At 52.8% G+C, this 22,861-nt stretch carries 19 protein-coding genes and 2 tRNA genes; 18 read left to right on the top strand and 3 right to left on the bottom strand.

The window, feature by feature from the left end; translation table 11 throughout:
- Positions 1–57: 57 nt before the first annotated feature.
- Together F4V61_RS10405 and cgtA are read left to right on the top strand one after the other, a co-directional pair.
- Complete coding sequence (locus F4V61_RS10405; RefSeq protein WP_000813047.1) at positions 58–1,023, top strand: DMT family transporter; 966 nt, start codon at positions 58–60, stop codon at positions 1,021–1,023.
- Between the two features lie 15 nt (positions 1,024–1,038).
- Entirely contained in the window at positions 1,039–2,214 is a 1,176-nt protein-coding gene (cgtA, locus tag F4V61_RS10400) for an Obg family GTPase CgtA (protein ID WP_000673546.1), read from the top strand.
- Positions 2,215–2,344: 130 nt separating this feature from the next.
- Here cgtA and dacB read toward each other — a convergent pair whose 3' ends face one another.
- Entirely contained in the window at positions 2,345–3,778 is a 1,434-nt protein-coding gene (dacB, locus tag F4V61_RS10395) for a serine-type D-Ala-D-Ala carboxypeptidase (protein WP_001212691.1), read from the bottom strand.
- Positions 3,779–4,024: 246 nt separating this feature from the next.
- Here dacB and greA point away from each other — a divergent pair, with 246 nt between their 5' ends.
- Positions 4,025–4,501, top strand: coding sequence for a transcription elongation factor GreA (gene greA, locus F4V61_RS10390; RefSeq protein WP_001147998.1), 477 nt, complete (start codon positions 4,025–4,027; stop codon positions 4,499–4,501).
- Between the two features lie 155 nt (positions 4,502–4,656).
- On the opposite strand, the gene yhbY is transcribed toward greA, so the two are convergent.
- On the bottom strand, positions 4,657–4,950 hold the full coding sequence (gene yhbY, locus F4V61_RS10385; protein WP_001592995.1) for a ribosome assembly RNA-binding protein YhbY: 294 nt from the start codon (positions 4,948–4,950) through the stop codon (positions 4,657–4,659).
- A gap of 126 nt (positions 4,951–5,076) precedes the next feature.
- On the opposite strand from yhbY, the gene rlmE reads away from it, so the two are divergent.
- From rlmE to F4V61_RS10355, 6 genes are all read left to right on the top strand, one after another.
- Complete coding sequence (gene rlmE / locus F4V61_RS10380) at positions 5,077–5,703, top strand: 23S rRNA (uridine(2552)-2'-O)-methyltransferase RlmE (protein WP_000145978.1); 627 nt, start codon at positions 5,077–5,079, stop codon at positions 5,701–5,703.
- Positions 5,704–5,806: 103 nt separating this feature from the next.
- Entirely contained in the window at positions 5,807–7,741 is a 1,935-nt protein-coding gene (ftsH, locus tag F4V61_RS10375) for an ATP-dependent zinc metalloprotease FtsH (protein ID WP_001107481.1), read from the top strand.
- A gap of 103 nt (positions 7,742–7,844) precedes the next feature.
- Positions 7,845–8,693, top strand: coding sequence for a dihydropteroate synthase (gene folP, locus F4V61_RS10370; RefSeq protein ID WP_000764706.1), 849 nt, complete (start codon positions 7,845–7,847; stop codon positions 8,691–8,693).
- Positions 8,686–10,023 (top strand): phosphoglucosamine mutase, encoded by a 1,338-nt coding sequence (gene glmM, locus F4V61_RS10365; RefSeq protein ID WP_000071157.1) that lies wholly within the window; start codon positions 8,686–8,688, stop codon positions 10,021–10,023. Before folP ends, glmM begins: the two co-directional genes overlap by 8 nt.
- A gap of 221 nt (positions 10,024–10,244) precedes the next feature.
- A complete protein-coding gene (gene secG / locus F4V61_RS10360; RefSeq protein ID WP_000272681.1) occupies positions 10,245–10,577 on the top strand; it encodes a preprotein translocase subunit SecG in 333 nt (110 codons plus the stop codon).
- A gap of 20 nt (positions 10,578–10,597) precedes the next feature.
- Positions 10,598–10,684, top strand: a tRNA-Leu gene (locus F4V61_RS10355).
- Between the two features lie 186 nt (positions 10,685–10,870).
- Here the strand turns inward: F4V61_RS10355 and argG are convergent.
- Complete coding sequence (argG, locus tag F4V61_RS10350) at positions 10,871–12,220, bottom strand: argininosuccinate synthase (RefSeq protein ID WP_079832912.1); 1,350 nt, start codon at positions 12,218–12,220, stop codon at positions 10,871–10,873.
- A gap of 346 nt (positions 12,221–12,566) precedes the next feature.
- Here argG and F4V61_RS10345 point away from each other — a divergent pair.
- From F4V61_RS10345 to nlpI, 9 genes are all read left to right on the top strand, one after another.
- Positions 12,567–12,643, top strand: a tRNA-Met gene (locus F4V61_RS10345).
- Between the two features lie 207 nt (positions 12,644–12,850).
- Entirely contained in the window at positions 12,851–13,303 is a 453-nt protein-coding gene (gene rimP, locus F4V61_RS10340) for a ribosome maturation factor RimP (RefSeq protein WP_000105461.1), read from the top strand.
- A 27-nt stretch (positions 13,304–13,330) separates the two neighbouring features.
- Positions 13,331–14,833 carry a transcription termination factor NusA gene (gene nusA, locus F4V61_RS10335; RefSeq protein ID WP_001031042.1) on the top strand — a complete coding sequence of 501 codons (1,503 nt, stop codon included), beginning with the start codon at positions 13,331–13,333 and terminating at the stop codon, positions 14,831–14,833.
- 24 nt (positions 14,834–14,857) lie between these two features.
- Positions 14,858–17,539: a translation initiation factor IF-2 gene (infB, locus tag F4V61_RS10330; RefSeq protein ID WP_000133074.1), complete on the top strand. Its 2,682-nt coding sequence runs from the start codon at positions 14,858–14,860 to the stop codon at positions 17,537–17,539.
- A 156-nt stretch (positions 17,540–17,695) separates the two neighbouring features.
- Positions 17,696–18,097 (top strand): 30S ribosome-binding factor RbfA, encoded by a 402-nt coding sequence (rbfA, locus tag F4V61_RS10325; RefSeq protein ID WP_001040201.1) that lies wholly within the window; start codon positions 17,696–17,698, stop codon positions 18,095–18,097.
- A complete protein-coding gene (gene truB / locus F4V61_RS10320) occupies positions 18,097–19,041 on the top strand; it encodes a tRNA pseudouridine(55) synthase TruB (RefSeq protein WP_000089684.1) in 945 nt (314 codons plus the stop codon). Before rbfA ends, truB begins: the two co-directional genes overlap by 1 nt.
- A gap of 149 nt (positions 19,042–19,190) precedes the next feature.
- Positions 19,191–19,460 carry a 30S ribosomal protein S15 gene (gene rpsO, locus F4V61_RS10315; RefSeq protein WP_000059465.1) on the top strand — a complete coding sequence of 90 codons (270 nt, stop codon included), beginning with the start codon at positions 19,191–19,193 and terminating at the stop codon, positions 19,458–19,460.
- Positions 19,461–19,703: 243 nt separating this feature from the next.
- A complete protein-coding gene (gene pnp, locus F4V61_RS10310; protein WP_080161195.1) occupies positions 19,704–21,839 on the top strand; it encodes a polyribonucleotide nucleotidyltransferase in 2,136 nt (711 codons plus the stop codon).
- Between the two features lie 109 nt (positions 21,840–21,948).
- The gene (gene nlpI / locus F4V61_RS10305; RefSeq protein WP_000802067.1) at positions 21,949–22,833 is read left to right on the top strand and encodes a lipoprotein NlpI; all 885 of its coding nucleotides are present in this window, start codon (positions 21,949–21,951) and stop codon (positions 22,831–22,833) included.
- Positions 22,834–22,861: the final 28 nt, after the last annotated feature.

Raw genomic sequence — 22,861 nt, 5'->3', positions numbered from 1 at the left:
AAATATACCCGTGCGGCTGTGCGAATGCCGCTAATGGGTCTTTGCAGGAAATACGGAATGAAGCAGCAGGCAGGCATTGGTATTCTTTTAGCGCTCACTACCGCGATGTGCTGGGGAGCGTTGCCAATAGCAATGAAGCAAGTGCTGGAGGTAATGGAGCCTCCAACCATTGTCTTCTACCGCTTCTTAATGGCCAGTATTGGCCTCGGGGCGATATTGGCAGTAAAAAGAAAGCTGCCGCCGCTGCGTATTTTTCGTAAGCCGCGCTGGCTGGTATTACTGGCGATAGCGACCTGCGGACTGTTCGGTAATTTCATTTTGTTCAGTTCTTCCTTGCAATATTTAAGCCCAACGGCGTCGCAGGTTATCGGCCAGCTATCGCCGGTTGGCATGATGGTCGCCAGCGTCTTTATTCTGAAAGAAAAGATGCGTGGTACGCAGGTGATTGGCGCGCTGATGTTATTGAGCGGGCTGGTGATGTTTTTTAACACCAGTCTGATCGAGATTTTTACCCGGCTGACCGACTACACCTGGGGCGTTATTTTTGGCGTAGGCGCGGCGATGGTGTGGGTAAGCTATGGCGTGGCGCAAAAAGTATTATTGCGACGTCTGGCCTCGCAGCAAATCCTGTTTTTACTGTACACTTTATGTACGATAGCGCTCTTGCCGCTGGCAAAACCGATGGTGATAGCGCAACTGAGCGACTGGCAGCTCGTCTGTTTGATTTTCTGCGGGCTGAATACGCTGGTAGGATATGGCGCCCTGGCGGAAGCGATGGCGCGTTGGCAGGCGGCGCAGGTGAGCGCGATAATCACGCTGACACCGCTATTTACCCTGCTGTTTTCAGATCTTTTATCTATGGCCTGGCCCGATTTCTTCGCCAGACCGATGTTAAACCTTTTAGGTTATCTCGGTGCGTTTGTCGTGGTTGCGGGCGCGATGTATTCCGCCATTGGTCATCGTATTTGGGGCGGTTTACGCAAGCATGAAACGGTGGTTTCGCAACCCCGCTCAGGCGAATGATTTACGGAGAGTAAAATGAAGTTTGTTGATGAAGCATCGATTCTGGTCGTTGCAGGCGATGGCGGTAATGGCTGTGTGAGCTTCCGCCGCGAAAAATATATTCCGAAAGGCGGCCCGGACGGCGGCGACGGCGGTGACGGCGGCGACGTCTGGCTGGAAGCCGATGAAAACCTGAATACACTCATCGATTACCGTTTTGAAAAATCATTCCGCGCTGAACGTGGTCAGAATGGTGCGAGCCGCGACTGTACCGGTAAACGCGGTAAAGACGTGACCATCAAAGTGCCGGTTGGTACGCGCGTTATCGACCAGGGAACCGGTGAGACGATGGGCGACATGACCAAACACGGCCAGCGTCTGTTGGTCGCTAAAGGCGGCTGGCATGGCCTGGGTAACACCCGTTTCAAATCCTCGGTTAACCGCACGCCGCGCCAGAAAACCAACGGTACGCCGGGCGATAAGCGCGACCTGCTGCTGGAGCTGATGCTGCTGGCGGATGTCGGTATGCTGGGGATGCCAAACGCCGGTAAATCAACGTTCATCCGCGCGGTATCGGCAGCAAAACCGAAAGTCGCGGACTATCCGTTTACCACGCTGGTACCGAGCCTGGGCGTGGTACGTATGGACAGTGAAAAGAGTTTTGTGGTTGCCGACATTCCCGGGTTGATCGAAGGCGCGGCGGAAGGCGCAGGTCTGGGAATTCGCTTCCTGAAGCACCTCGAACGTTGCCGCGTATTGCTGCACCTCATTGATATCGATCCGATCGACGGTTCCGATCCGGTTGAAAATGCCCGCATCATTATCGGCGAGTTGGAGAAATATAGCCAGGATCTGGCGGCTAAACCGCGCTGGTTAGTGTTCAACAAAATCGATCTGATGGATAAGACCGAAGCGGAAGAGAAAGCAAAATCGATCGCCGAAGCGCTGGGCTGGGAAGGGAAATACTATCTGATTTCCGCCGCCAGCCAGCTAGGGGTGAAAGATCTCTGCTGGGATGTGATGACCTTTATCATCGAGAATCCGATCGCGCAGGCTGAAGAAGCAAAACAGCCAGAGAAAGTCGAATTTATGTGGGATGACTATCATCGTCAGCAGTTGGACGAAGTGGCCGCAGAAGCTGAAGACGAAGAGTGGGATGATGATTGGGATGAAGACGACGAAGAAGGCGTTGAATTTATCTACAAACGTTAATCTCGTAGCCGGATGGCGCTAGCGCTTATCCCGCCTACAATATGCAACGGGCCGCATTTGCGGCCCGTTTTGTTAGGTTCCGTGTAGGCCGGATAAGACGCCTTCGCGTCGCCATCCGGCAAGAATACACTCAGTTGTTCTGATAAATATCTTTGTACAGACGGCTTTCAAAGCGCACCAACGGGATGCGGCGATTACGCTGATCGGCTGGTGGAACCGCATAGCCGGACAGATACTGTACAAATGCCATTCGCTGCCCGCTGGCGGTGGTAATAAAGCCCGCCAGGTTATACACCCCTTGTAGCGAGCCCGTTTTGGCCGATACTTTGCCGTCTACACCTGCCTGATGCAGACCCGCGCGATATTGCAATGAACCATCATAGCCCGCCAGCGGCAGCATAGAGATAAAGTTTAGCTCGTTATCGTGTTGGGCGATATATTGCAGCACCTGCATCATCGTGGCGGGGGCAATCAGGTTATGGCGAGAAAGGCCGGAACCGTCGGCGATAATGGTATTGCCGATGTCGATCCCCGCCTGTTGGCGCAGAATCTGGCGAACGGCATCCGATCCTGCCCGCCAGGTGCCAGGAACGTTAAACCTGACGTGACCAATCATCCGAAAAACTGTATCGGCGATCATGTTGTCTGACTTTTTCAGCATAATTTTAAGCAGATCGTGCAGTGGCGCCGACTGTTTACTGGCGACGAGCGTTCCGGGCTCGTTGACCTGCGTCTGGCGCAGCAGCGTGCCGCGGTAAGTAATCCCGACCTCTTTTAGCTCCTGCTTTAAGATCGCGCCCGCATAGCTGGCACCGTCCTGAATGGCGAAGGCCAGCGGCAGCGGGTCGGCGCGCTGCGGTAAACAGCCAGTAAGCGTATAACGGTTCAGATCCCCGGGTACGACATCCAACTCGCAGTATTGCGCTTCTGCTGAACCACGCGGCAGCGTTCGCACCTGGCTGAACATCGTTACCGGATAATAAGAGGCCACGCGAATAAAGGCTAAATCGTTCGGTTTTTGCGCGCTATAAAGCGACACAGAAAAACAGTTGCGGTCAACGATGGCGGCAGCAGGAGGCGCGCTGAAACACTGCGTCAGGTCGTTCCAGGGCCAGCCTGGCGCTTTATCGTGGCTGGCGAAAATCGACGTGTCGATAAGCACATTGCCGGCGATTTGCGTGACGCCGGACTTTTTCAGCGTTGCGACCATATTGCGAATATCCTGACGTTTTAGCGTTGGATCGCCGCCAAATCGTGCAATTAAATCACCTTTTAAGATTCCGTTATCGACGCTGCCTTTAGTCTCCAGCGTGGTCGTAAAGCGGAAATCCGGGCCGAGTTGAATCAGCGCCGCCAGCGCAGTAATCACTTTTTGGGTGCTGGCGGGAAGCGCCATCTGCTGACCATGGTAATCAATAACAGGCGCGGGCGCGCCAACCTTTTGCACCATCAGCGCGAGGTTGGCGCCGGCCGGAAGCTGTTTGATGTATTCGTCAATATTCGCGGCCTGAACGCTGAACGCTATACTGGTGGTCAATCCGATGATAAATCTGGAAAATCGCATAATCTCGCGCTAACACCCTGGAAACAAGCCGTCATACTACGGCGCAATACCCTAAAAAGTAAACGATGACCCATAGGGAACTCCAGGGTAAAATGATTATCAAAGAGGAAATTGTAGCTGACCTGGGACTGCGCGCTTGGGTTGGTATTTTTTTGCTTCTGACCCTGGTATGGCTATGCCGGGGCTGGCTCAGCAGCCGGGGTAGAGTTCATTGCCCCCTACAGGAATATTCAAGAGGTATAACAAATGCAAGCTATTCCGATGACCTTACGCGGTGCCGAAAAACTGCGCGAAGAGCTGGATTTTCTGAAATCTGTGCGCCGTCCTGAAATTATCGCCGCTATCGCCGAAGCGCGCGAACATGGCGATCTAAAAGAAAACGCGGAGTATCATGCTGCACGCGAACAGCAGGGGTTCTGCGAAGGACGCATTAAAGATATCGAAGCAAAGCTGTCGAATGCGCAGGTGATTGATGTCACCAAAATGGCGAACAATGGCCGCGTGATTTTCGGCGCAACCGTCACGGTGCTAAACCTGGACACCGATGAAGAGCAGACTTACCGTATTGTTGGCGATGACGAGGCGGATTTTAAGCAAAACCTCATTTCGGTAAACTCGCCAATCGCTCGCGGCCTGATCGGCAAAGAACAGGATGACGTCGTGGTGATCAAAACGCCTGGCGGCGATGTGGAATACGAAGTGCTTAAAGTAGAATACCTTTAAGCATTACCCAATATGCAAATTGTTGGTGTATTGTAAAGAAAGGAAAAAGGCCGCATAGCGGCCTTTTATCAACGGAGAGAGCGTGGCATTTTGCTCTCCTGCTCGTGGAAAACCCCTCGTTTTACACAGATTTTGTGTTCGACTTTAGGATATCCTTAACGCGGCAGCGAGATTTTACGCTCTTTAGTTGGGCGATACAGCACCAGCGTTTTACCGATGACCTGTACGTTACAGGCGCCGGTTTCGCGCACGATAGCGTCCACGATCAAGGTTTTTGTTTCGCGATCTTCCGAGGCGATTTTCACCTTGATAAGTTCATGGTGCTCTAACGCTTGTTCAATCTCGGCCAGTACCCCTTCGGTCAAACCATTATTGCCAAGCATAACAACAGGCTTGAGCGGATGTGCCAGACCTTTTAGGTGCTGTTTTTGTTTAGTACTCAGATTCATCGTATATTTTTGCTTACGTTGGGATTGAAAACGGGTCATTCTACCGCCATCTCCCTTATATCGCCAAATAGGCGTGTAGAAATTTACGCCATTGGCTACGATGAACTGCCCCGACGGGAAAGTTAAATGACAGGTAAAAAGCGTTCTGCCAGTTCAAGCCGCTGGCTTCAGGAACACTTTAGCGATAAATATGTTCAACAGGCGCAGAAAAAGGGGCTACGCTCTCGTGCCTGGTTTAAACTTGATGAAATACAGCAAAGTGACAAACTTTTTAAGCCGGGAATGACGGTAGTCGATCTCGGCGCTGCGCCAGGAGGCTGGTCACAATATGTGGTCACGCAGATTGGCGGCAGAGGCCGCATCATCGCTTGTGATCTTTTACCTATGGATCCTATCGTTGGTGTGGACTTTCTTCAGGGCGATTTTCGTGATGAACTTGTCATGAAAGCGTTACTGGAACGCGTGGGTGACAGTAAAGTACAAGTTGTCATGTCGGATATGGCACCAAACATGAGCGGAACACCGGCGGTGGATATCCCCCGCGCCATGTATCTGGTGGAACTGGCGTTAGAGATGTGCCGCGATGTGCTGGCGCCAGGCGGAAGTTTTGTAGTGAAGGTGTTCCAGGGCGAAGGTTTCGATGAGTATCTAAGGGAAATTCGCTCCCTGTTTACGAAAGTTAAAGTTCGTAAGCCGGACTCTTCGCGTGCGCGTTCGCGTGAAGTGTATATTGTAGCGACCGGGCGAAAGTGATAACCGGCAGATTTCAGACGTAACGTTTGAAAGAAACTGGATATAGAGTATCCTGACGCTGTTTTTAACACAGTTGTAATAAGAGGTTAATCCCTTGAGTGACATGGCGAAAAACCTAATACTCTGGCTGGTCATTGCCGTTGTGCTGATGTCAGTATTCCAGAGCTTTGGGCCCAGCGAGTCTAATGGCCGTAAGGTGGATTACTCTACCTTCCTGCAAGAGGTCAATCAGGACCAGGTTCGCGAAGCGCGTATCAACGGACGTGAGATCAACGTTACCAAGAAAGATAGTAACCGTTACACGACTTACATTCCGATTAATGATCCGAAGCTGCTTGATAACCTGCTGACTAAAAACGTCAAGGTTGTTGGCGAACCACCAGAAGAGCCAAGCCTGCTGGCTTCTATCTTCATTTCCTGGTTCCCGATGCTGTTGCTGATCGGCGTCTGGATCTTCTTCATGCGTCAGATGCAGGGCGGCGGTGGCAAAGGCGCCATGTCGTTCGGTAAGAGCAAGGCGCGCATGCTAACGGAAGATCAGATCAAAACCACGTTTGCTGACGTCGCGGGCTGTGACGAAGCGAAAGAAGAAGTGGCGGAACTGGTTGAATACCTGCGTGAACCGAGCCGCTTCCAGAAGCTGGGCGGTAAAATCCCGAAAGGCGTCCTGATGGTCGGTCCTCCAGGTACCGGTAAAACCCTGCTGGCAAAAGCGATTGCTGGCGAAGCGAAGGTGCCATTCTTTACGATTTCCGGTTCTGACTTTGTGGAAATGTTCGTTGGTGTCGGCGCCTCTCGTGTGCGTGACATGTTCGAGCAGGCCAAAAAAGCGGCGCCGTGCATTATCTTCATCGATGAAATCGATGCCGTAGGCCGCCAGCGTGGCGCGGGTCTTGGCGGCGGTCATGATGAACGTGAGCAGACGTTGAACCAGATGCTGGTTGAGATGGATGGCTTTGAAGGTAACGAAGGTATCATCGTTATCGCGGCGACCAACCGTCCTGACGTCCTTGACCCTGCGTTGCTACGTCCTGGCCGTTTCGACCGTCAGGTGGTGGTTGGCCTGCCGGATGTTCGCGGTCGTGAGCAGATTCTTAAGGTGCATATGCGTCGCGTACCGTTAGCGACGGATATCGATGCGGCGATCATTGCACGCGGTACGCCAGGTTTCTCCGGCGCGGACCTCGCGAACCTGGTCAACGAGGCGGCGCTATTTGCCGCACGCGGCAACAAACGCGTAGTGTCGATGGTCGAGTTCGAGAAAGCGAAAGACAAAATCATGATGGGCGCCGAACGCCGCTCCATGGTGATGACGGAAGCGCAGAAAGAATCGACCGCATACCACGAAGCGGGTCACGCGATTATCGGTCGTCTGGTGCCGGAACATGATCCAGTGCATAAAGTAACGATTATCCCGCGCGGCCGTGCGCTGGGAGTGACTTTCTTCCTGCCTGAAGGGGATGCGATTAGCGCCAGTCGTCAGAAACTGGAAAGCCAGATCAGTACGCTATACGGCGGCCGTCTGGCGGAAGAGATCATTTACGGCGTTGAGCATGTTTCCACCGGCGCGTCGAACGATATTAAAGTCGCGACTAACCTGGCGCGTAACATGGTGACCCAGTGGGGCTTCTCGGAAAAACTCGGTCCGTTGCTATATGCAGAAGAAGAGGGCGAAGTGTTCCTCGGCCGTAGCGTCGCGAAAGCGAAACATATGTCCGATGAAACTGCGCGTATCATCGACCAGGAAGTGAAAGCGCTGATTGAGCGTAACTACAATCGAGCCCGTCAGATTCTGACTGACAATATGGATATTCTGCACGCCATGAAAGATGCGTTGATGAAATATGAAACCATTGATGCGCCGCAGATTGATGACCTGATGGCGCGTCGTGAAGTGCGTCCGCCTGCGGGCTGGGAAGATCCAAACGGCACCAATAATTCTGACAGCAATGGTACGCCTCAGGCGCCGCGTCCGGTTGATGAACCACGCACGCCGAACCCGGGCAACACGATGTCAGAGCAACTGGGCGACAAATAAGCGTTTGTTGTACAACATTATGTTTAGCGCTCACCGAAACCCTGGGGCTTGCCCCGGGGTTTTTCTTTTTTAACTCACCATAAATAAAACAGGGATTTTGACCATGAAACTCTTCGCTCAGGGCGCCACGCTCGATCTCACTCATCCGCATGTTATGGGTATCCTGAACGTAACGCCGGATTCTTTCTCCGACGGCGGCGCGCATAACACGCTGATTGAGGCGGTGAAACATGCGAATTTAATGGTGAATGCCGGGGCGACAATTATTGATGTGGGTGGTGAATCAACGCGGCCAGGCGCGGCGGAAGTGAGCGTGGAAGAAGAGCTGGATCGCGTCATTCCGGTGCTGGAAGCAATAGCGCAACGTTTTGAAGTGTGGATTTCTGTGGATACCTCTAAACCCGAGGTGATCCGTGAAGCGGCAAAGGCGGGCGCGCATATTATCAATGATGTCCGTTCGCTCTCCGAGCCTGGCGCGTTGGAAGCCGCGGCGGAAACCGGCTTGCCGGTCAGTCTTATGCATATGCAGGGCAACCCCAAAACCATGCAGGACGCGCCGAAATATGACGATGTCTTTGCCGAGGTGAATCGCTACTTTATTGAGCAAATAGCACGTTGTGAAAAGGCCGGCATCGCAAAAGCGAAATTGTTGCTCGACCCCGGATTCGGTTTCGGTAAAAATCTCTCTCACAACTATACCTTACTGGCGCGATTGGGTGAGTTTCATCATTTTAACCTGCCGCTGCTGGTGGGCATGTCGCGTAAAACGATGATTGGTCAGCTACTTAACGTGGGACCATCAGACCGTCTGAACGGCAGCCTTGCGTGCGCGGTAATTGCCGCGATGCAGGGCGCGCAGATCATTCGCGTCCATGACGTCAAAGAAACCGTAGAGGCGATGCGGGTGGTAGAAGCCACTCTGTCTGCAAAGGGAAACAAACGCTATGAGTAATCGTAAATATTTCGGCACCGATGGGATTCGCGGGCGTGTAGGCGATGCCCCCATTACACCTGATTTTGTGCTTAAACTGGGGTGGGCCGCCGGAAAAGTGCTGGCGCGTCATGGTTCGCGTAAAATTATTATCGGTAAAGATACGCGTATTTCCGGCTATATGCTGGAATCCGCGCTGGAGGCGGGCCTTGCCGCTGCGGGGCTGTCGGCCTCGTTTACCGGACCTATGCCAACGCCAGCCGTCGCCTATCTGACGCGGACTTTCCGCGCGGAGGCGGGTATCGTTATCTCGGCGTCGCATAACCCGTTCTATGATAACGGGATTAAATTCTTCTCTATCGATGGCACGAAACTGCCTGACGATGTGGAAGAAGCCATCGAAGCCGAAATGGAAAAAGAGATCACCTGCGTAGACTCCGCCGAGCTGGGGAAAGCGAGCCGCATCGTCGACGCCGCCGGACGCTATATTGAGTTTTGTAAAGGCACCTTCCCGAACGAACTGAGCCTCAACGGCCTGAAAGTGGTCGTGGATTGCGCCAACGGCGCAACCTACCACATCGCGCCGAATGTGCTGCGCGAGCTGGGCGCGAGTGTTATCGCCATTGGCTGCGAGCCAAACGGCGTCAACATTAACGAAGAGGTGGGCGCGACCGACGTGCGCGCGTTGCAGGCGCGCGTGCTGGCGGAGAAAGCGGACCTCGGTATCGCGCTTGACGGCGATGGCGACCGGGTCATCATGGTTGACCATGAAGGCGCAAAAGTCGATGGCGATCAGATAATGTATATCATCGCGCGCGAAGGGCTGCGTCAAGGCCAACTGCGCGGCGGCGCGGTGGGTACGCTGATGAGCAATATGGGTCTGGAGCTGGCGCTCAAGCAGCTTGGTATTCCGTTTGCCCGGGCGAAAGTGGGCGACCGCTACGTGCTGGAAAAATTGCAGGAAAAAGGCTGGCGCATCGGCGCGGAAAACTCCGGTCACGTTATTTTGCTGGATAAAACGACCACTGGCGACGGTATCGTTGCGGGGCTACAGGTTCTGGCGGCGATGGTGCGTAATCATATGAGTCTGCACGATCTGTGTAGCGGTATGAAAATGTTCCCGCAGATTCTGGTTAACGTGCGTTATACCGCTGGTAGCGGCGATCCGCTGGAAAATGAAGCGGTGAAAGCGGTAACGGCGGACGTAGAAGCTACGCTCGGCAATCGTGGGCGGGTACTGTTACGTAAATCCGGCACCGAGCCGCTGATTCGCGTGATGGTTGAAGGCGAAGATGAAGCGCAGGTTAGGGCATTCGCCCATCGTATCGCGGACGCGGTAAAAGCCGTTTAATCGTTTAAGTGACTAAAAAGGCGGCGGTTGCCGCCTTACTGTCCGCAAAAAACAACGCTTTTGCTGTTTTTTTCCGCAGTTGATACAATGCGCTTAAATTGCCCTTGCGAAGGTCATTCGCTTTGGTTAGTATTCACACCCGCTTCAGTGGGAAACAGTAAAATCCCGTTTTATTGGTAGAAGCATTGGTACGCGGCAACTCCGCAAGGAACAGGTTGATTATGTACGAAGCTCTTTTAGTTGTTTTCCTTATTGTGGCAATTGGCCTTGTGGGTCTGATCATGCTGCAGCAAGGTAAAGGCGCTGATATGGGAGCCTCCTTCGGAGCAGGCGCTTCCGCTACGCTATTTGGTTCAAGTGGTTCTGGTAACTTCATGACCCGAATGACGGCGGTATTGGCGACGCTGTTCTTCATCATCAGTCTGGTGCTGGGTAATATCAATAGCAACAAAACCAATAAAGGAAGCGAGTGGGAAAATCTGAGCGCGCCGACGAAGACCGAGCAGACTCAACCTGCTGCGCCGGCCCAGCCGACCAGTGATATCCCGCACTAATAACTAATAGCAGTATCCGTGCCGAGGTGGTGGAATTGGTAGACACGCTACCTTGAGGTGGTAGTGCCCAATAGGGCTTACGGGTTCAAGTCCCGTCCTCGGTACCAATATTCCAGAAAAAAGACGCTGAAAAGCGTCTTTTTTTCGTCTGTGACCACATCGAATGATGTGGCATGTAGGCCTGATAAGCACAGCGCCATCAAACAATCAATATCGGATGGCGGCGTGTACGTCTTATCCGCCTACAGTTATCATCCCCTATAAAAAAGGCCGCTTGCGCGGCCTGTGAAATATCATTCGGCTACTTTGCTTTTTTCCAGACTGCCGACCTGTGGTAAACCAGTTGCAGACGATGTCGCTAGCAGGCCAGACTGCGCATAGCCATACAGTTTTTCACGCGTATCGGTGATGTCCAGGTTACGCATCGTCAACTGACCAATACGATCGTCCGGCGAGAATACGGAATCGCCTTTTTCCATGGTCAAACGTTCTGGCTTATAGGTCAGATTGTCGGACACGGTGTTCAGAATTGAGTAGTCGTTGCCGCGACGCAGCTCCAGCGTGACCTCGCCCGTCACCTGGCTGGCTACCCAGCGTTGCAGGGAGTCGCGTAGCATCAGCGCCTGAGAGTCGAACCAGCGACCCTGATACAGCAGACGACCCAGTTGGCGGCCATGCGCGTGATACTGCTCGATGGTATCTTCATTGTGGATACCGGTCAGCAGACGCTCGTAGGCGATGTGTAGCAGCGCCATTCCGGGAGCTTCATAAATACCGCGGCTTTTCGCTTCAATGATACGGTTTTCAATTTGGTCGCTCATACCCAGACCGTGGCGGCCACCGATGCGATTTGCTTCCAGCATCATCTCAACGTCATTACTGAGGGTTTTGCCATTCAGCGCTACCGGATGTCCCTGCTCAAAACGGACAGACACTTCTTCCGCCGGAATCTTCACCTCTTCGTCCCAGAACTTCACGCCCATAATCGGGTTGACGATTTTGACGCTGGAGTTAAGAAACTCCAGATCTTTCGCTTCATGCGTGGCGCCGAGTATATTGGAGTCGGTAGAATAGGCTTTTTCGACCGACATCTTATAGTCGAAACCGCAGGCAATCATAAATTCAGACATCTCATGGCGACCGCCCAGCTCATTGATAAAGTCGGTATCCAGCCACGGTTTGTAAATCTGTAATTCAGCATTGGTCAGCAGGCCGTAACGATAGAAGCGTTCAATATCGTTGCCTTTATAGGTGCTGCCGTCGCCCCAGATATTCACGCCGTCTTCTTTCATCGCAGCGACCAGCATCGTGCCGGTCACGGCACGGCCCAGCGGCGTGGTATTGAAATAGGTCAGCCCGCCGGTAGTATTATGGAAAGCGCCGCACTGAATCGCGGCGATCCCTTCTGTAACCAACTGCTTGCGGCAATCAATCAGGCGAGCATTCTCTGCGCCATACTCCATTGCGCGACGGGGAATGGCCTCATAGTCATCCTCATCCGGTTGTCCCAGATTCGCAGTATATGCATATGGGACAGCTCCTTTTTGTCGCATCCACAGCAGTGCGGCGCTGGTGTCCAGACCGCCGGAAAAAGCGATACCAATACGTTGACCTGCTGGAAGATGCTTAAGAATCGTCGTCATAGAATAGAACCCTGCGTGATTGACTGATAGTGAGATCGGTTTTCTGTTTCAATGCATTTTTATGCAAAATAAATGAGTTTTCATTTAATCATCTTTTATCAGAGACAGGAAGCGTTTAATGAGGATTTACTAAAATAACGTTATGAAATGCGAGTCTAAGCCGGAGAGGGGCGGATGAGTATAACGAAAGGGGAATATTCATTCATTTGCATATTGGGATTAAGGTTGACATTACTCATGCCTGGTCACTATACTATGCGCAGATTTTACGTCCCGTCCTCGGTACCAAATCCCAGCAGTATTTGCATTTTTTACCTAAAACGAGTAGAATTTGCCACGTTTCAGGCGCGGGGTGGAGCAGCTTGGTAGCTCGTCGGGCTCATAACCCGAAGGTCGTCGGTTCAAATCCGGCCCCCGCAACCATTTTCCCTTAGAGTTCTTTTTCAAATATACTGTGAAGACTATGGCCTTCGTAGCTGGATTTGAAAAAAATTCTTTCGGAAGGTACACCAGACCGCAGTTGCGGTTATAGGGTTCAGTTATATAAAGCCCCGATTTATCGGGGTTTTTTGTTATCTGACTACAGAATAACTGGGCTTTAGGCCCTTTTTTTATGTCTTGGGGGTGGGCTTGTCCACATTAGAGCAAAAATTAACAGAGATGATTACAGCGCCAGTCGAAGCCTTAGGCTACGAGCTGGTCGGCATCGAATTTATTCGCGGTCGCACATCCACACTGCGCATCTATATTGATAGTGAAGATGGCATCAATGTTGATGATTGTGCTGATGTGAGCCACCAGGTAAGCGCGGTGCTGGACGTTGAAGATCCTATCTCTGTGGCTTACAACCTGGAAGTCTCGTCACCGGGTCTCGACCGTCCTATGTTCACTGCCGATCATTATGCGCGTTTCCAGGGTGAAGAAGTCGCGCTGGTTCTTCGCATGGCGGTACAGAACCGTCGCAAGTGGCAGGGCATTATCAAAGCGGTGGACGGTGAAATGATTACCGTCACAGTCGAAGGCAAAGATGAAGTGTTCGCGCTGAGTAATATCCAGAAGGCGAACCTGGTTCCCCACTTTTAATAGTCTGGATGAGGTGAAAAGCCCGCGATGAACAAAGAAATTTTGGCTGTTGTTGAAGCCGTCTCCAACGAAAAAGCGCTGCCACGCGAAAAAATTTTTGAAGCGCTGGAAAGTGCGCTGGCGACAGCAACAAAGAAAAAATATGAGCAGGAGATCGATGTTCGTGTAGAAATCGATCGTAAAAGCGGTGATTTTGATACTTTCCGCCGTTGGTTGATTGTTGAAGAAGTGACCATGCCAACGAAGGAAATTACGCTGGAAGCGGCGCGTTTCGAAGACGAAAGCCTCAACGTCGGCGATTACGTTGAAGATCAGATTGAATCTGTCACCTTTGACCGTATCACTACGCAGACCGCGAAACAGGTTATCGTCCAGAAAGTGCGTGAAGCCGAACGTGCGATGGTTGTCGATCAGTTCCGCGATCAGGAAGGCGAAATCGTCACTGGCGTGGTAAAGAAAGTTAACCGCGACAATATCTCTCTGGAAATTAAATCAGAAGGGATGGCCGGTAACGCTGAAGCGGTGATTCTGCGCGAAGATATGCTGCCGCGTGAAAACTTCCGTCCTGGCGACCGTATTCGCGGTGTGCTGTACGCTGTTCGCCCAGAAGCGCGTGGCGCGCAGTTGTTCGTCACCCGCTCCAGGCCGGAAATGCTGATCGAACTGTTCCGCATTGAAGTACCGGAAATTGGCGAAGAAGTGATTGAAATTAAAGCAGCGGCTCGCGATCCTGGCTCTCGTGCCAAAATCGCGGTGAAAACCAACGATAAGCGTATCGATCCGGTTGGCGCTTGCGTGGGTATGCGCGGCGCGCGTGTTCAGGCAGTCTCTACCGAACTGGGCGGCGAGCGTATTGATATCGTGCTGTGGGATGATAACCCCGCGCAGTTCGTCATTAATGCGATGGCGCCGGCAGACGTCGCTTCCATCGTGGTAGACGAAGATAAACATACCATGGATATCGCCGTTGAAGCCGGTAATCTGGCGCAGGCGATCGGGCGTAATGGTCAAAACGTCCGTCTGGCTTCGCAATTGAGCGGCTGGGAACTCAACGTAATGACCGTTGATGATCTGCAGGCTAAACATCAGGCTGAAACACATGCCGCTATTGAGATCTTTACTAAGCATCTTGATATTGATGAAGAATTCGCGACCGTTCTGGTAGAAGAAGGCTTCTCCACGCTCGAAGAACTGGCCTATGTGCCAATGAAAGAACTGCTGGAAATTGACGGCCTTGATGAGCCGACCGTTGAAGCACTGCGCGAGCGTGCTAAAAACGCACTGGCCACTCTGGCACAGGCCCAGGAAGAAAGCCTCGGTGATAACAAACCGGCTGACGATCTGTTGAATCTGGAAGGATTAGATCGCGATATGGCTTTCAAACTGGCGGCGCGTGGTGTTTGTACGCTGGAAGATCTCGCCGACCAAGGCATTGATGATCTGGCTGATATCGAAGGGTTGACCGACGAAAAAGCCGGTGAGCTGATTATGGCTGCCCGTAATATTTGCTGGTTCGGCGACGAAGCGTAATAAACTGTAGCAGGAAGGAACAGCATGACAGATGTAACCGTAAAAGCGCTGGCCGCAGAGAGACAGGTTTCCGTGGATCGCCTGGTACAGCAGTTTGCTGATGCAGGTATCCGGAAATCTGCTGACGACTCTGTGTCCGCGCAAGAAAAACAGACTTTACTGGCGCACCTGAACCGCGAAGCGGGTTCTGGTCCCGATAAACTGACGCTGCAGCGTAAGACACGCAGCACCCTGAATATTCCTGGTACCGGTGGAAAAAGTAAATCGGTACAAATCGAAGTCCGCAAGAAGCGCACCTTTGTAAAACGCGACCCGCAAGAGGCAGAACGCCTTGCCGCGGAAGAACAGGCGCAGCGTGAAGCGGAAGAGCAAGCCCGTCGTGAGGCAGAAGAACAGGCCAAACGCGAGGCGCAACAAAAAGCTGAACGCGAGGCCGCAGAACAAGCTAAGCGTGAAGCCGCTGAAAAAGCGAAACGTGAAGCTGCGGAAAAAGACAAAGTGAGCAATCAACAGACTGACGATATGACCAAAACCGCCCAGGCCGAAAAAGCCCGCCGTGAGAATGAAGCTGCAGAGCTGAAGCGTAAAGCGGAAGAAGAAGCGCGTCGCAAACTCGAAGAAGAAGCGCGTCGTGTAGCAGAGGAAGCTCGCCGCATGGCGGAAGAGAACAAATGGACCGCAACGCCTGAGCCTGTAGAAGACACCAGTGACTATCATGTCACTACGTCTCAGCACGCTCGCCAGGCCGAAGACGAAAGCGATCGTGAAGTAGAAGGCGGTCGCGGCCGTGGTCGTAATGCGAAAGCGGCGCGTCCGGCGAAAAAAGGTAACAAACACGCTGAATCGAAAGCCGATCGTGAAGAAGCACGCGCTGCGGTTCGCGGCGGTAAAGGCGGCAAGCGTAAAGGGTCTTCCCTACAGCAAGGTTTCCAGAAGCCTGTTCAGGCCGTTAACCGCGACGTGGTGATCGGCGAGACCATCACCGTTGGCGAACTGGCGAACAAGATGGCGGTTAAAGGCTCTCAGGTCATCAAAGCGATGATGAAACTGGGCGCAATGGCCACCATCAACCAGGTCATCGACCAGGAAACCGCACAACTGGTTGCCGAAGAGATGGGCCACAAAGTTATCCTGCGTCGTGAAAACGAGCTGGAAGAAGCGGTAATGAGCGACCGTGATACCGGCGCTGCGGCTGAACCGCGCGCACCGGTCGTGACCATCATGGGTCACGTTGACCACGGTAAAACCTCGCTGCTGGATTACATTCGTTCCACGAAAGTGGCCTCTGGCGAAGCGGGCGGCATTACCCAGCACATCGGTGCGTACCACGTTGAAACCGACAACGGTATGATCACTTTCCTGGACACCCCGGGTCACGCCGCGTTTACCTCTATGCGTGCTCGCGGCGCCCAGGCGACGGATATCGTGGTTCTGGTTGTGGCGGCAGACGACGGCGTGATGCCGCAGACTATCGAAGCAATCCAGCACGCGAAAGCGGCAGGCGTGCCGGTAGTGGTTGCAGTGAACAAAATCGATAAGCCGGAAGCGGATCCGGATCGCGTTAAGAACGAGCTGTCCCAGTACGGCATCCTGCCGGAAGAGTGGGGCGGCGAAAGCCAGTTCGTCCATGTTTCTGCGAAAGCAGGTACCGGTATCGACGAACTGCTGGACGCCATCCTGCTGCAGGCCGAAGTTCTGGAGCTGAAAGCGGTACGTAAAGGTATGGCGAGCGGGGCGGTGATCGAGTCCTTCCTCGATAAAGGTCGTGGCCCTGTGGCAACCGTTCTGGTACGCGAAGGTACTCTGCATAAAGGCGATATCGTACTGTGCGGTTTCGAATATGGTCGCGTTCGTGCGATGCGTAATGAACTGGGTCAGGAAGTACTGGAAGCGGGTCCGTCCATTCCGGTGGAAATCCTGGGTCTGTCCGGTGTTCCGGCTGCCGGTGATGAAGTGACCGTCGTGCGTGATGAGAAGAAAGCGCGTGAAGTGGCGCTGTACCGTCAGGGCAAATTCCGTGAAGTTAAACTGGCGCGTCAGCAGAAATCGAAACTTGAGAACATGTTTGCCAACATGACCGAAGGCGAAGTTCACGAAGTGAATATCGTGCTGAAGGCCGACGTACAGGGTTCCGTGGAAGCGATTTCCGACTCTTTACTGAAACTGTCTACTGACGAAGTTAAAGTGAAGATCATCGGTTCCGGCGTAGGTGGTATCACCGAAACCGACGCTACGCTGGCAGCGGCGTCCAACGCAATTCTGGTTGGCTTCAACGTTCGTGCGGATGCGTCTGCGCGTAAAGTGATCGAATCTGAAAGCCTGGATCTGCGCTACTACTCCGTCATCTATAACCTGATCGATGAAGTGAAAGCGGCGATGAGCGGTATGCTGTCTCCGGAACTGAAACAGCAGATCATTGGTCTGGCAGAAGTGCGTGACGTGTTCAAATCGCCGAAATTCGGCGCGATCGCAGGTTGTATGGTTACCGAAGGCGTGGTTAAGCGTCACAACCCGATCCGCGTATTGCGCGACAATGTGGTTATCTACGAAGGCGAGCTGGAATCCCTGCGCCGCTTCAAAGATGACGTTAACGAAGTCCGTAACGGTATGGAATGCGGTATCGGCGTGAAGAACTACAATGACGTACGTGCTGGCGATATGATCGAAGTGTTCGAGATTATCGAGATCCAACGTACGATTGCATAATCTTCGTAATGTCTGGTGGCACTTCGTTTATCAGGCCTACGGTCTCGGGTTGTAGACCTGATAAGCGTAGCGCCATTAGGCTTCGAAGCGCCACCCGGCATGAATTTCAAAAGGGGCTGAATGCCCCTTTTTTGTCTTTATTCTGGAGAATTGATTATGGCGAAAGAATTTGGTCGCCCGCAGCGTGTGGCCCAGGAGATGCAAAAAGAGATTGCAATCATCCTGCAGCGCGAAATTAAAGACCCGCGTTTGGGCATGATGACCACCGTCTCCGGTGTCGAAATGTCCCGTGACCTGGCTTATGCCAAAGTGTACGTCACTTTCCTGAATGACAAAGATGAAGACGCGGTAAAAGCGGGCATCAAAGCGTTACAGGAAGCGTCCGGATTTATCCGTAGCCTGCTGGGTAAAGCCATGCGCCTGCGTATCGTGCCGGAACTGACCTTCTTCTACGACAACTCGCTGGTTGAAGGGATGCGAATGTCCAATCTGGTGACTAACGTGGTGAAACATGACGAAGAACGTCGTGTGAACCCGGACGACAGCAAGGAGGACTGATGAGTCGTCCTCGTCGTCGTGGCCGCGACATTCACGGCGTTCTGCTGCTGGATAAGCCGCAGGGTATGTCCAGTAATGACGTGCTGCAGAAAGTGAAGCGTATCTACAATGCCAACCGCGCCGGGCATACCGGCGCGCTGGACCCGCTGGCGACCGGCATGTTGCCGATTTGTCTCGGTGAAGCGACTAAGTTTTCGCAGTATCTGCTGGATTCAGATAAACGTTATCGCGTAATTGCCCGTTTGGGACAGCGTACTGACACCTCTGACGCCGATGGGCAAATCGTACAGGAGCGTCCGGTGACTTTCAGCGCCGGGCAGCTTGCGAGCGCGCTGGAGACCTTTCGTGGGGATATCGAACAGATTCCGTCGATGTATTCGGCGCTAAAGTATCAGGGTAAAAAGCTGTACGAATATGCTCGTCTGGGTATTGAAGTACCGCGTGAAGCCCGCCCGATTACCGTCTACGAACTGCTGTTTATTCGCCACGAAGGTAACGAGCTTGAACTGGAAGTTCACTGCTCGAAAGGCACTTATATTCGTACTATTATTGACGATCTGGGCGAGAAGCTCGGCTGTGGCGCACACGTCATTTATCTGCGTCGTCTGACGGTCAGCAAGTATCCGGTTGAGCGAATGGTAACGCTGGAACATTTGCAGGCGCTGGCGGCGCAGGCGGAACAGCAGGGCGTTCCGGCGGCGCAGTTGCTCGATCCATTATTGATGCCAATGGATAGTCCGGCTTCGGACTATCCTGTTGTTAATCTGCCGCTAACGTCTTCGGTATACTTCAAAAATGGTAACCCGGTTCGTACCTCGGGCGCGCCGTTGAATGGACTGGTTCGTGTGACGGAAGGTGAAGACGGTAAATTTATCGGCATGGGCGAAATCGACGACGAAGGCCGTGTCGCACCCCGTCGACTGGTAGTTGAGCACCCGGCGTAACGTCGCTTCGTCTTGCGATAAGAGAGCGCTGCGAGTAGAATACTGCCGCTTAACGTCGCGTAAATTTTTTAACAGTTTATGAAGCGTACACTGGGATCGCTGAATTAGAGATCGGCGTCCTTTCATTCTTAATACTTTGGAGTTTTAAAATGTCTCTAAGTACTGAAGCTACAGCTAAAATCGTTTCTGAGTTTGGTCGTGATGCAAACGACACCGGTTCTACCGATGTTCAGGTTGCTCTGTTGACTGCACAGATTAACCATCTGCAGGGCCACTTTGCAGAGCACAAAAAAGATCACCACAGCCGTCGTGGTCTGCTGCGCATGGTTTCTCAGCGTCGTAAACTGCTCGACTACCTGAAACGTAAAGATGTTGCACGCTACACCGCGCTTATCGAGCGTCTGGGCCTGCGTCGCTAATTCTTGCGAGTTTCAGAAAAAGGGGGCCTTCATGGCCCCTTTTTTCAAGTGGACGGCAGCAATTCACTGGAAACTAATGTATTGTTGCTATGAATGATCTTCCGTTGCAGAGGTTCGCGCGGCTAATGAGAGGCTTGATCCGCAAGGGCGGGTAAAGGTTGTCATTAGTCGCGAGGATGCGCAGAAGATCGGGTATTAACGACGGCGCGTATTGTGCCGTCAAAAATTGGAAAGGATATTATTTTGCTTAATCCGATCGTTCGTAAATTCCAGTACGGTCAGCATACCGTTACGCTGGAAACTGGCATGATGGCGCGTCAGGCCACTGCTGCCGTTATGGTAAGCATGGATGACACCGCCGTATTCGTTACCGTTGTCGGTCAGAAAAAAGCCAAACCAGGCCAGGACTTCTTCCCGCTGACTGTTAACTATCAGGAGCGTACCTACGCTGCCGGTCGTATCCCGGGTAGCTTTTTCCGTCGTGAAGGTCGCCCAAGCGAAGGCGAAACGCTGATCGCGCGTCTGATTGACCGCCCGGTTCGGCCGCTGTTCCCTGAAGGCTTCGTCAACGAAGTTCAGGTTATCGCCACCGTCGTTTCCGTTAACCCGCAGGTTAACCCGGATATCGTGGCGATGATTGGTGCTTCCGCCGCGCTGTCCCTGTCCGGCATTCCGTTCAACGGCCCGATTGGCGCTGCGCGCGTTGGTTATATTAATGACCAGTACGTACTGAACCCAACCCAGGACGAGCTAAAAGAGAGCAAACTGGACCTGGTGGTTGCCGGTACTGAAGCAGCTGTGCTGATGGTGGAATCCGAAGCTGAACTGCTGAGCGAAGACACTATGCTGGGCGCAGTGGTATTCGGTCACGAGCAGCAGCAGGTGGTTATCCAGGCGATCAATGACCTGGTGAAAGAAGCCGGTAAACCGCGTTGGGACTGGCAGCCGGAAGCGGTTAACGACGCGCTGAACGCGCGCGTAGCTGCGCTTGCTGAATCTCGTCTGAGCGACGCTTATCGCATCACCGACAAACAAGAGCGTTATGCTCAGGTTGACGTGATCAAATCTGAAACCATCGATCAGCTTACCGCAGAAGACGACACTCTGGACGCTAACGAGCTGGGCGAAATCCTGCACGCGATCGAGAAAAACGTTGTTCGTAGCCGCGTGCTGGCAGGCGAGCCGCGTATCGATGGCCGTGAAAAAGACATGATTCGTGGTTTGGATGTCCGTACTGGCGTACTGCCGCGTACTCATGGTTCCGCTCTGTTCACCCGTGGTGAAACGCAGGCGCTGGTTACTGCAACGCTGGGTACTGCTCGTGACGCGCAGGTGCTTGATGAACTGATGGGCGAGCGCACTGACAGCTTCCTGTTCCACTACAACTTCCCTCCGTACTCCGTAGGCGAAACCGGCATGGTCGGTTCTCCTAAGCGTCGTGAAATTGGTCACGGTCGTCTGGCGAAGCGCGGCGTATTGGCAGTGATGCCGGACATGGATAAATTCCCGTACACCGTTCGCGTGGTGTCTGAAATTACGGAATCCAACGGTTCTTCCTCTATGGCTTCCGTGTGCGGCGCTTCCCTGGCGCTGATGGATGCTGGCGTGCCAATTAAAGCTGCCGTTGCGGGTATCGCGATGGGTCTGGTGAAAGAAGGCGACAACTACGTTGTGCTGTCTGACATTCTGGGCGACGAAGATCACCTGGGCGATATGGACTTCAAAGTCGCGGGTTCCCGCGAGGGTATCTCTGCGCTGCAGATGGATATTAAAATTGAAGGTATCACCAAAGAGATCATGCAGGTTGCTCTGAATCAGGCGAAAGGCGCCCGTCTGCACATCCTGGGCGTGATGGAACAGGCGATCAACGCGCCGCGCGGCGATATCTCTGAATTCGCGCCGCGTATCCATACCATCAAAATCAGCACGGACAAGATCAAAGACGTTATCGGTAAAGGCGGTTCTGTGATCCGCGCGTTGACTGAAGAGACCGGCACCACCATCGAAATAGAAGATGACGGTACTGTGAAGATCGCGGCGACCGACGGTGAAAAAGCGAAGTATGCTATCCGTCGTATCGAAGAGATCACCGCTGAAATCGAAGTCGGTCGTATCTACAATGGTAAAGTGACCCGCATCGTTGACTTTGGCGCGTTTGTTGCCATTGGCGGCGGTAAAGAAGGTCTGGTTCATATCTCTCAAATTGCGGATAAGCGCGTAGAGAAAGTGACCGACTATCTGCAGATGGGTCAGGAAGTCCCGGTTAAAGTTCTGGAAGTTGACCGCCAGGGCCGTGTACGTCTGAGCATTAAAGAAGCAATCGAACAGACTCAACCTGCGGCTGCGCCGGAAGCGCCGACGAGCGAACAGGGCGAGTAAGGTTGCCATCTGCCCTTCGCATTGCGGAGGGCTTTAGACCTGGCTGGACGCCTTGTTGAGCCACCGGGGAACAGGACGTTCATTCAATCGTTGTCTTCGGGAGTGGGAAATGAAGCCTTTTCTGCGCTGGTGTTTCGTGGCGACAGCACTCACGCTGGCAGGATGCAGTAATTCCGCCTGGCGTAAAAGTGAAGTCCTCGCAGTACCATTGCAACCGACTTTACAGCAGGAAGTGATTCTGGCGCGTATGGAACAGATTCTTGCCAGTCGGGCTTTGACCGATGACGAACGCGCACAGCTTTTATATGAGCGCGGAGTGTTGTATGATAGTCTTGGTTTGAGGGCATTAGCGCGAAATGATTTTTCACAAGCGCTGGCAATCAGGCCGGATATGCCCGAAGTATTCAATTACTTAGGCATTTATTTAACGCAGGCAGGCAATTTTGATGCTGCCTATGAAGCGTTTGATTCTGTACTAGAGCTTGATCCAACTTACAACTACGCGCACTTAAACCGCGGTATCGCATTGTATTACGGCGGCCGTGATAAGTTAGCGCAAGATGATCTGCTGGCGTTTTATCAAGACGATCCCAATGATCCTTTCCGTAGTCTGTGGCTTTATCTCGCTGAGCAGAAGCTTAATGAGAAGCAGGCGAAAGAAGCGTTGAAGCAACGTTTCGAGAAAGCGGATAAAGAGCAATGGGGATGGAACATTGTCGAGTTCTTCCTGGGCGATATTAGCGAAGCAACGCTGATGGATAGGCTCAAGGCGGACGCAACGGATAACACCTCGCTCGCTGAGCATCTCAGTGAAACCAACTTCTATTTAGGTAAGTATTACCTAAGTCTGGGGGATTTGGACAGCGCTACGGCTCTGTTCAAACTGGCGGTGGCCAACAACGTTCATAACTTTGTTGAACACCGATACGCATTGTTGGAATTATCGCTCCTGGGCCAGGAACAAGATGACCTGGCAGAATCGGACCAGCAATAGCTGACGAACATATCAGCCCGTAATCTTT

This window comes from Salmonella enterica subsp. arizonae (assembly GCF_008692845.1).
Classification (GTDB): Bacteria; Pseudomonadota; Gammaproteobacteria; order Enterobacterales; family Enterobacteriaceae; genus Salmonella; species Salmonella arizonae.
The sequence above is the reverse complement of the archived record's forward strand: the minus strand, read 5'-3'. Positions and strand labels throughout refer to the sequence as shown.

Coding starts and splice junctions, on each gene's coding strand:
- F4V61_RS10405 (WP_000813047.1), top strand. CDS start 58: ATGAAGCAGCAGGCAGGCATTGGTATTCTTTTAGCGCTCACTACCGCG.
- cgtA (WP_000673546.1), top strand. CDS start 1,039: ATGAAGTTTGTTGATGAAGCATCGATTCTGGTCGTTGCAGGCGATGGC.
- dacB (WP_001212691.1), bottom strand. CDS start 3,778: ATGCGATTTTCCAGATTTATCATCGGATTGACCACCAGTATAGCGTTC.
- greA (WP_001147998.1), top strand. CDS start 4,025: ATGCAAGCTATTCCGATGACCTTACGCGGTGCCGAAAAACTGCGCGAA.
- yhbY (WP_001592995.1), bottom strand. CDS start 4,950: ATGAATCTGAGTACTAAACAAAAACAGCACCTAAAAGGTCTGGCACAT.
- rlmE (WP_000145978.1), top strand. CDS start 5,077: ATGACAGGTAAAAAGCGTTCTGCCAGTTCAAGCCGCTGGCTTCAGGAA.
- ftsH (WP_001107481.1), top strand. CDS start 5,807: ATGGCGAAAAACCTAATACTCTGGCTGGTCATTGCCGTTGTGCTGATG.
- folP (WP_000764706.1), top strand. CDS start 7,845: ATGAAACTCTTCGCTCAGGGCGCCACGCTCGATCTCACTCATCCGCAT.
- glmM (WP_000071157.1), top strand. CDS start 8,686: ATGAGTAATCGTAAATATTTCGGCACCGATGGGATTCGCGGGCGTGTA.
- secG (WP_000272681.1), top strand. CDS start 10,245: ATGTACGAAGCTCTTTTAGTTGTTTTCCTTATTGTGGCAATTGGCCTT.
- argG (WP_079832912.1), bottom strand. CDS start 12,220: ATGACGACGATTCTTAAGCATCTTCCAGCAGGTCAACGTATTGGTATC.
- nusA (WP_001031042.1), top strand. CDS start 13,331: ATGAACAAAGAAATTTTGGCTGTTGTTGAAGCCGTCTCCAACGAAAAA.
- infB (WP_000133074.1), top strand. CDS start 14,858: ATGACAGATGTAACCGTAAAAGCGCTGGCCGCAGAGAGACAGGTTTCC.
- rbfA (WP_001040201.1), top strand. CDS start 17,696: ATGGCGAAAGAATTTGGTCGCCCGCAGCGTGTGGCCCAGGAGATGCAA.
- truB (WP_000089684.1), top strand. CDS start 18,097: ATGAGTCGTCCTCGTCGTCGTGGCCGCGACATTCACGGCGTTCTGCTG.
- rpsO (WP_000059465.1), top strand. CDS start 19,191: ATGTCTCTAAGTACTGAAGCTACAGCTAAAATCGTTTCTGAGTTTGGT.
- nlpI (WP_000802067.1), top strand. CDS start 21,949: ATGAAGCCTTTTCTGCGCTGGTGTTTCGTGGCGACAGCACTCACGCTG.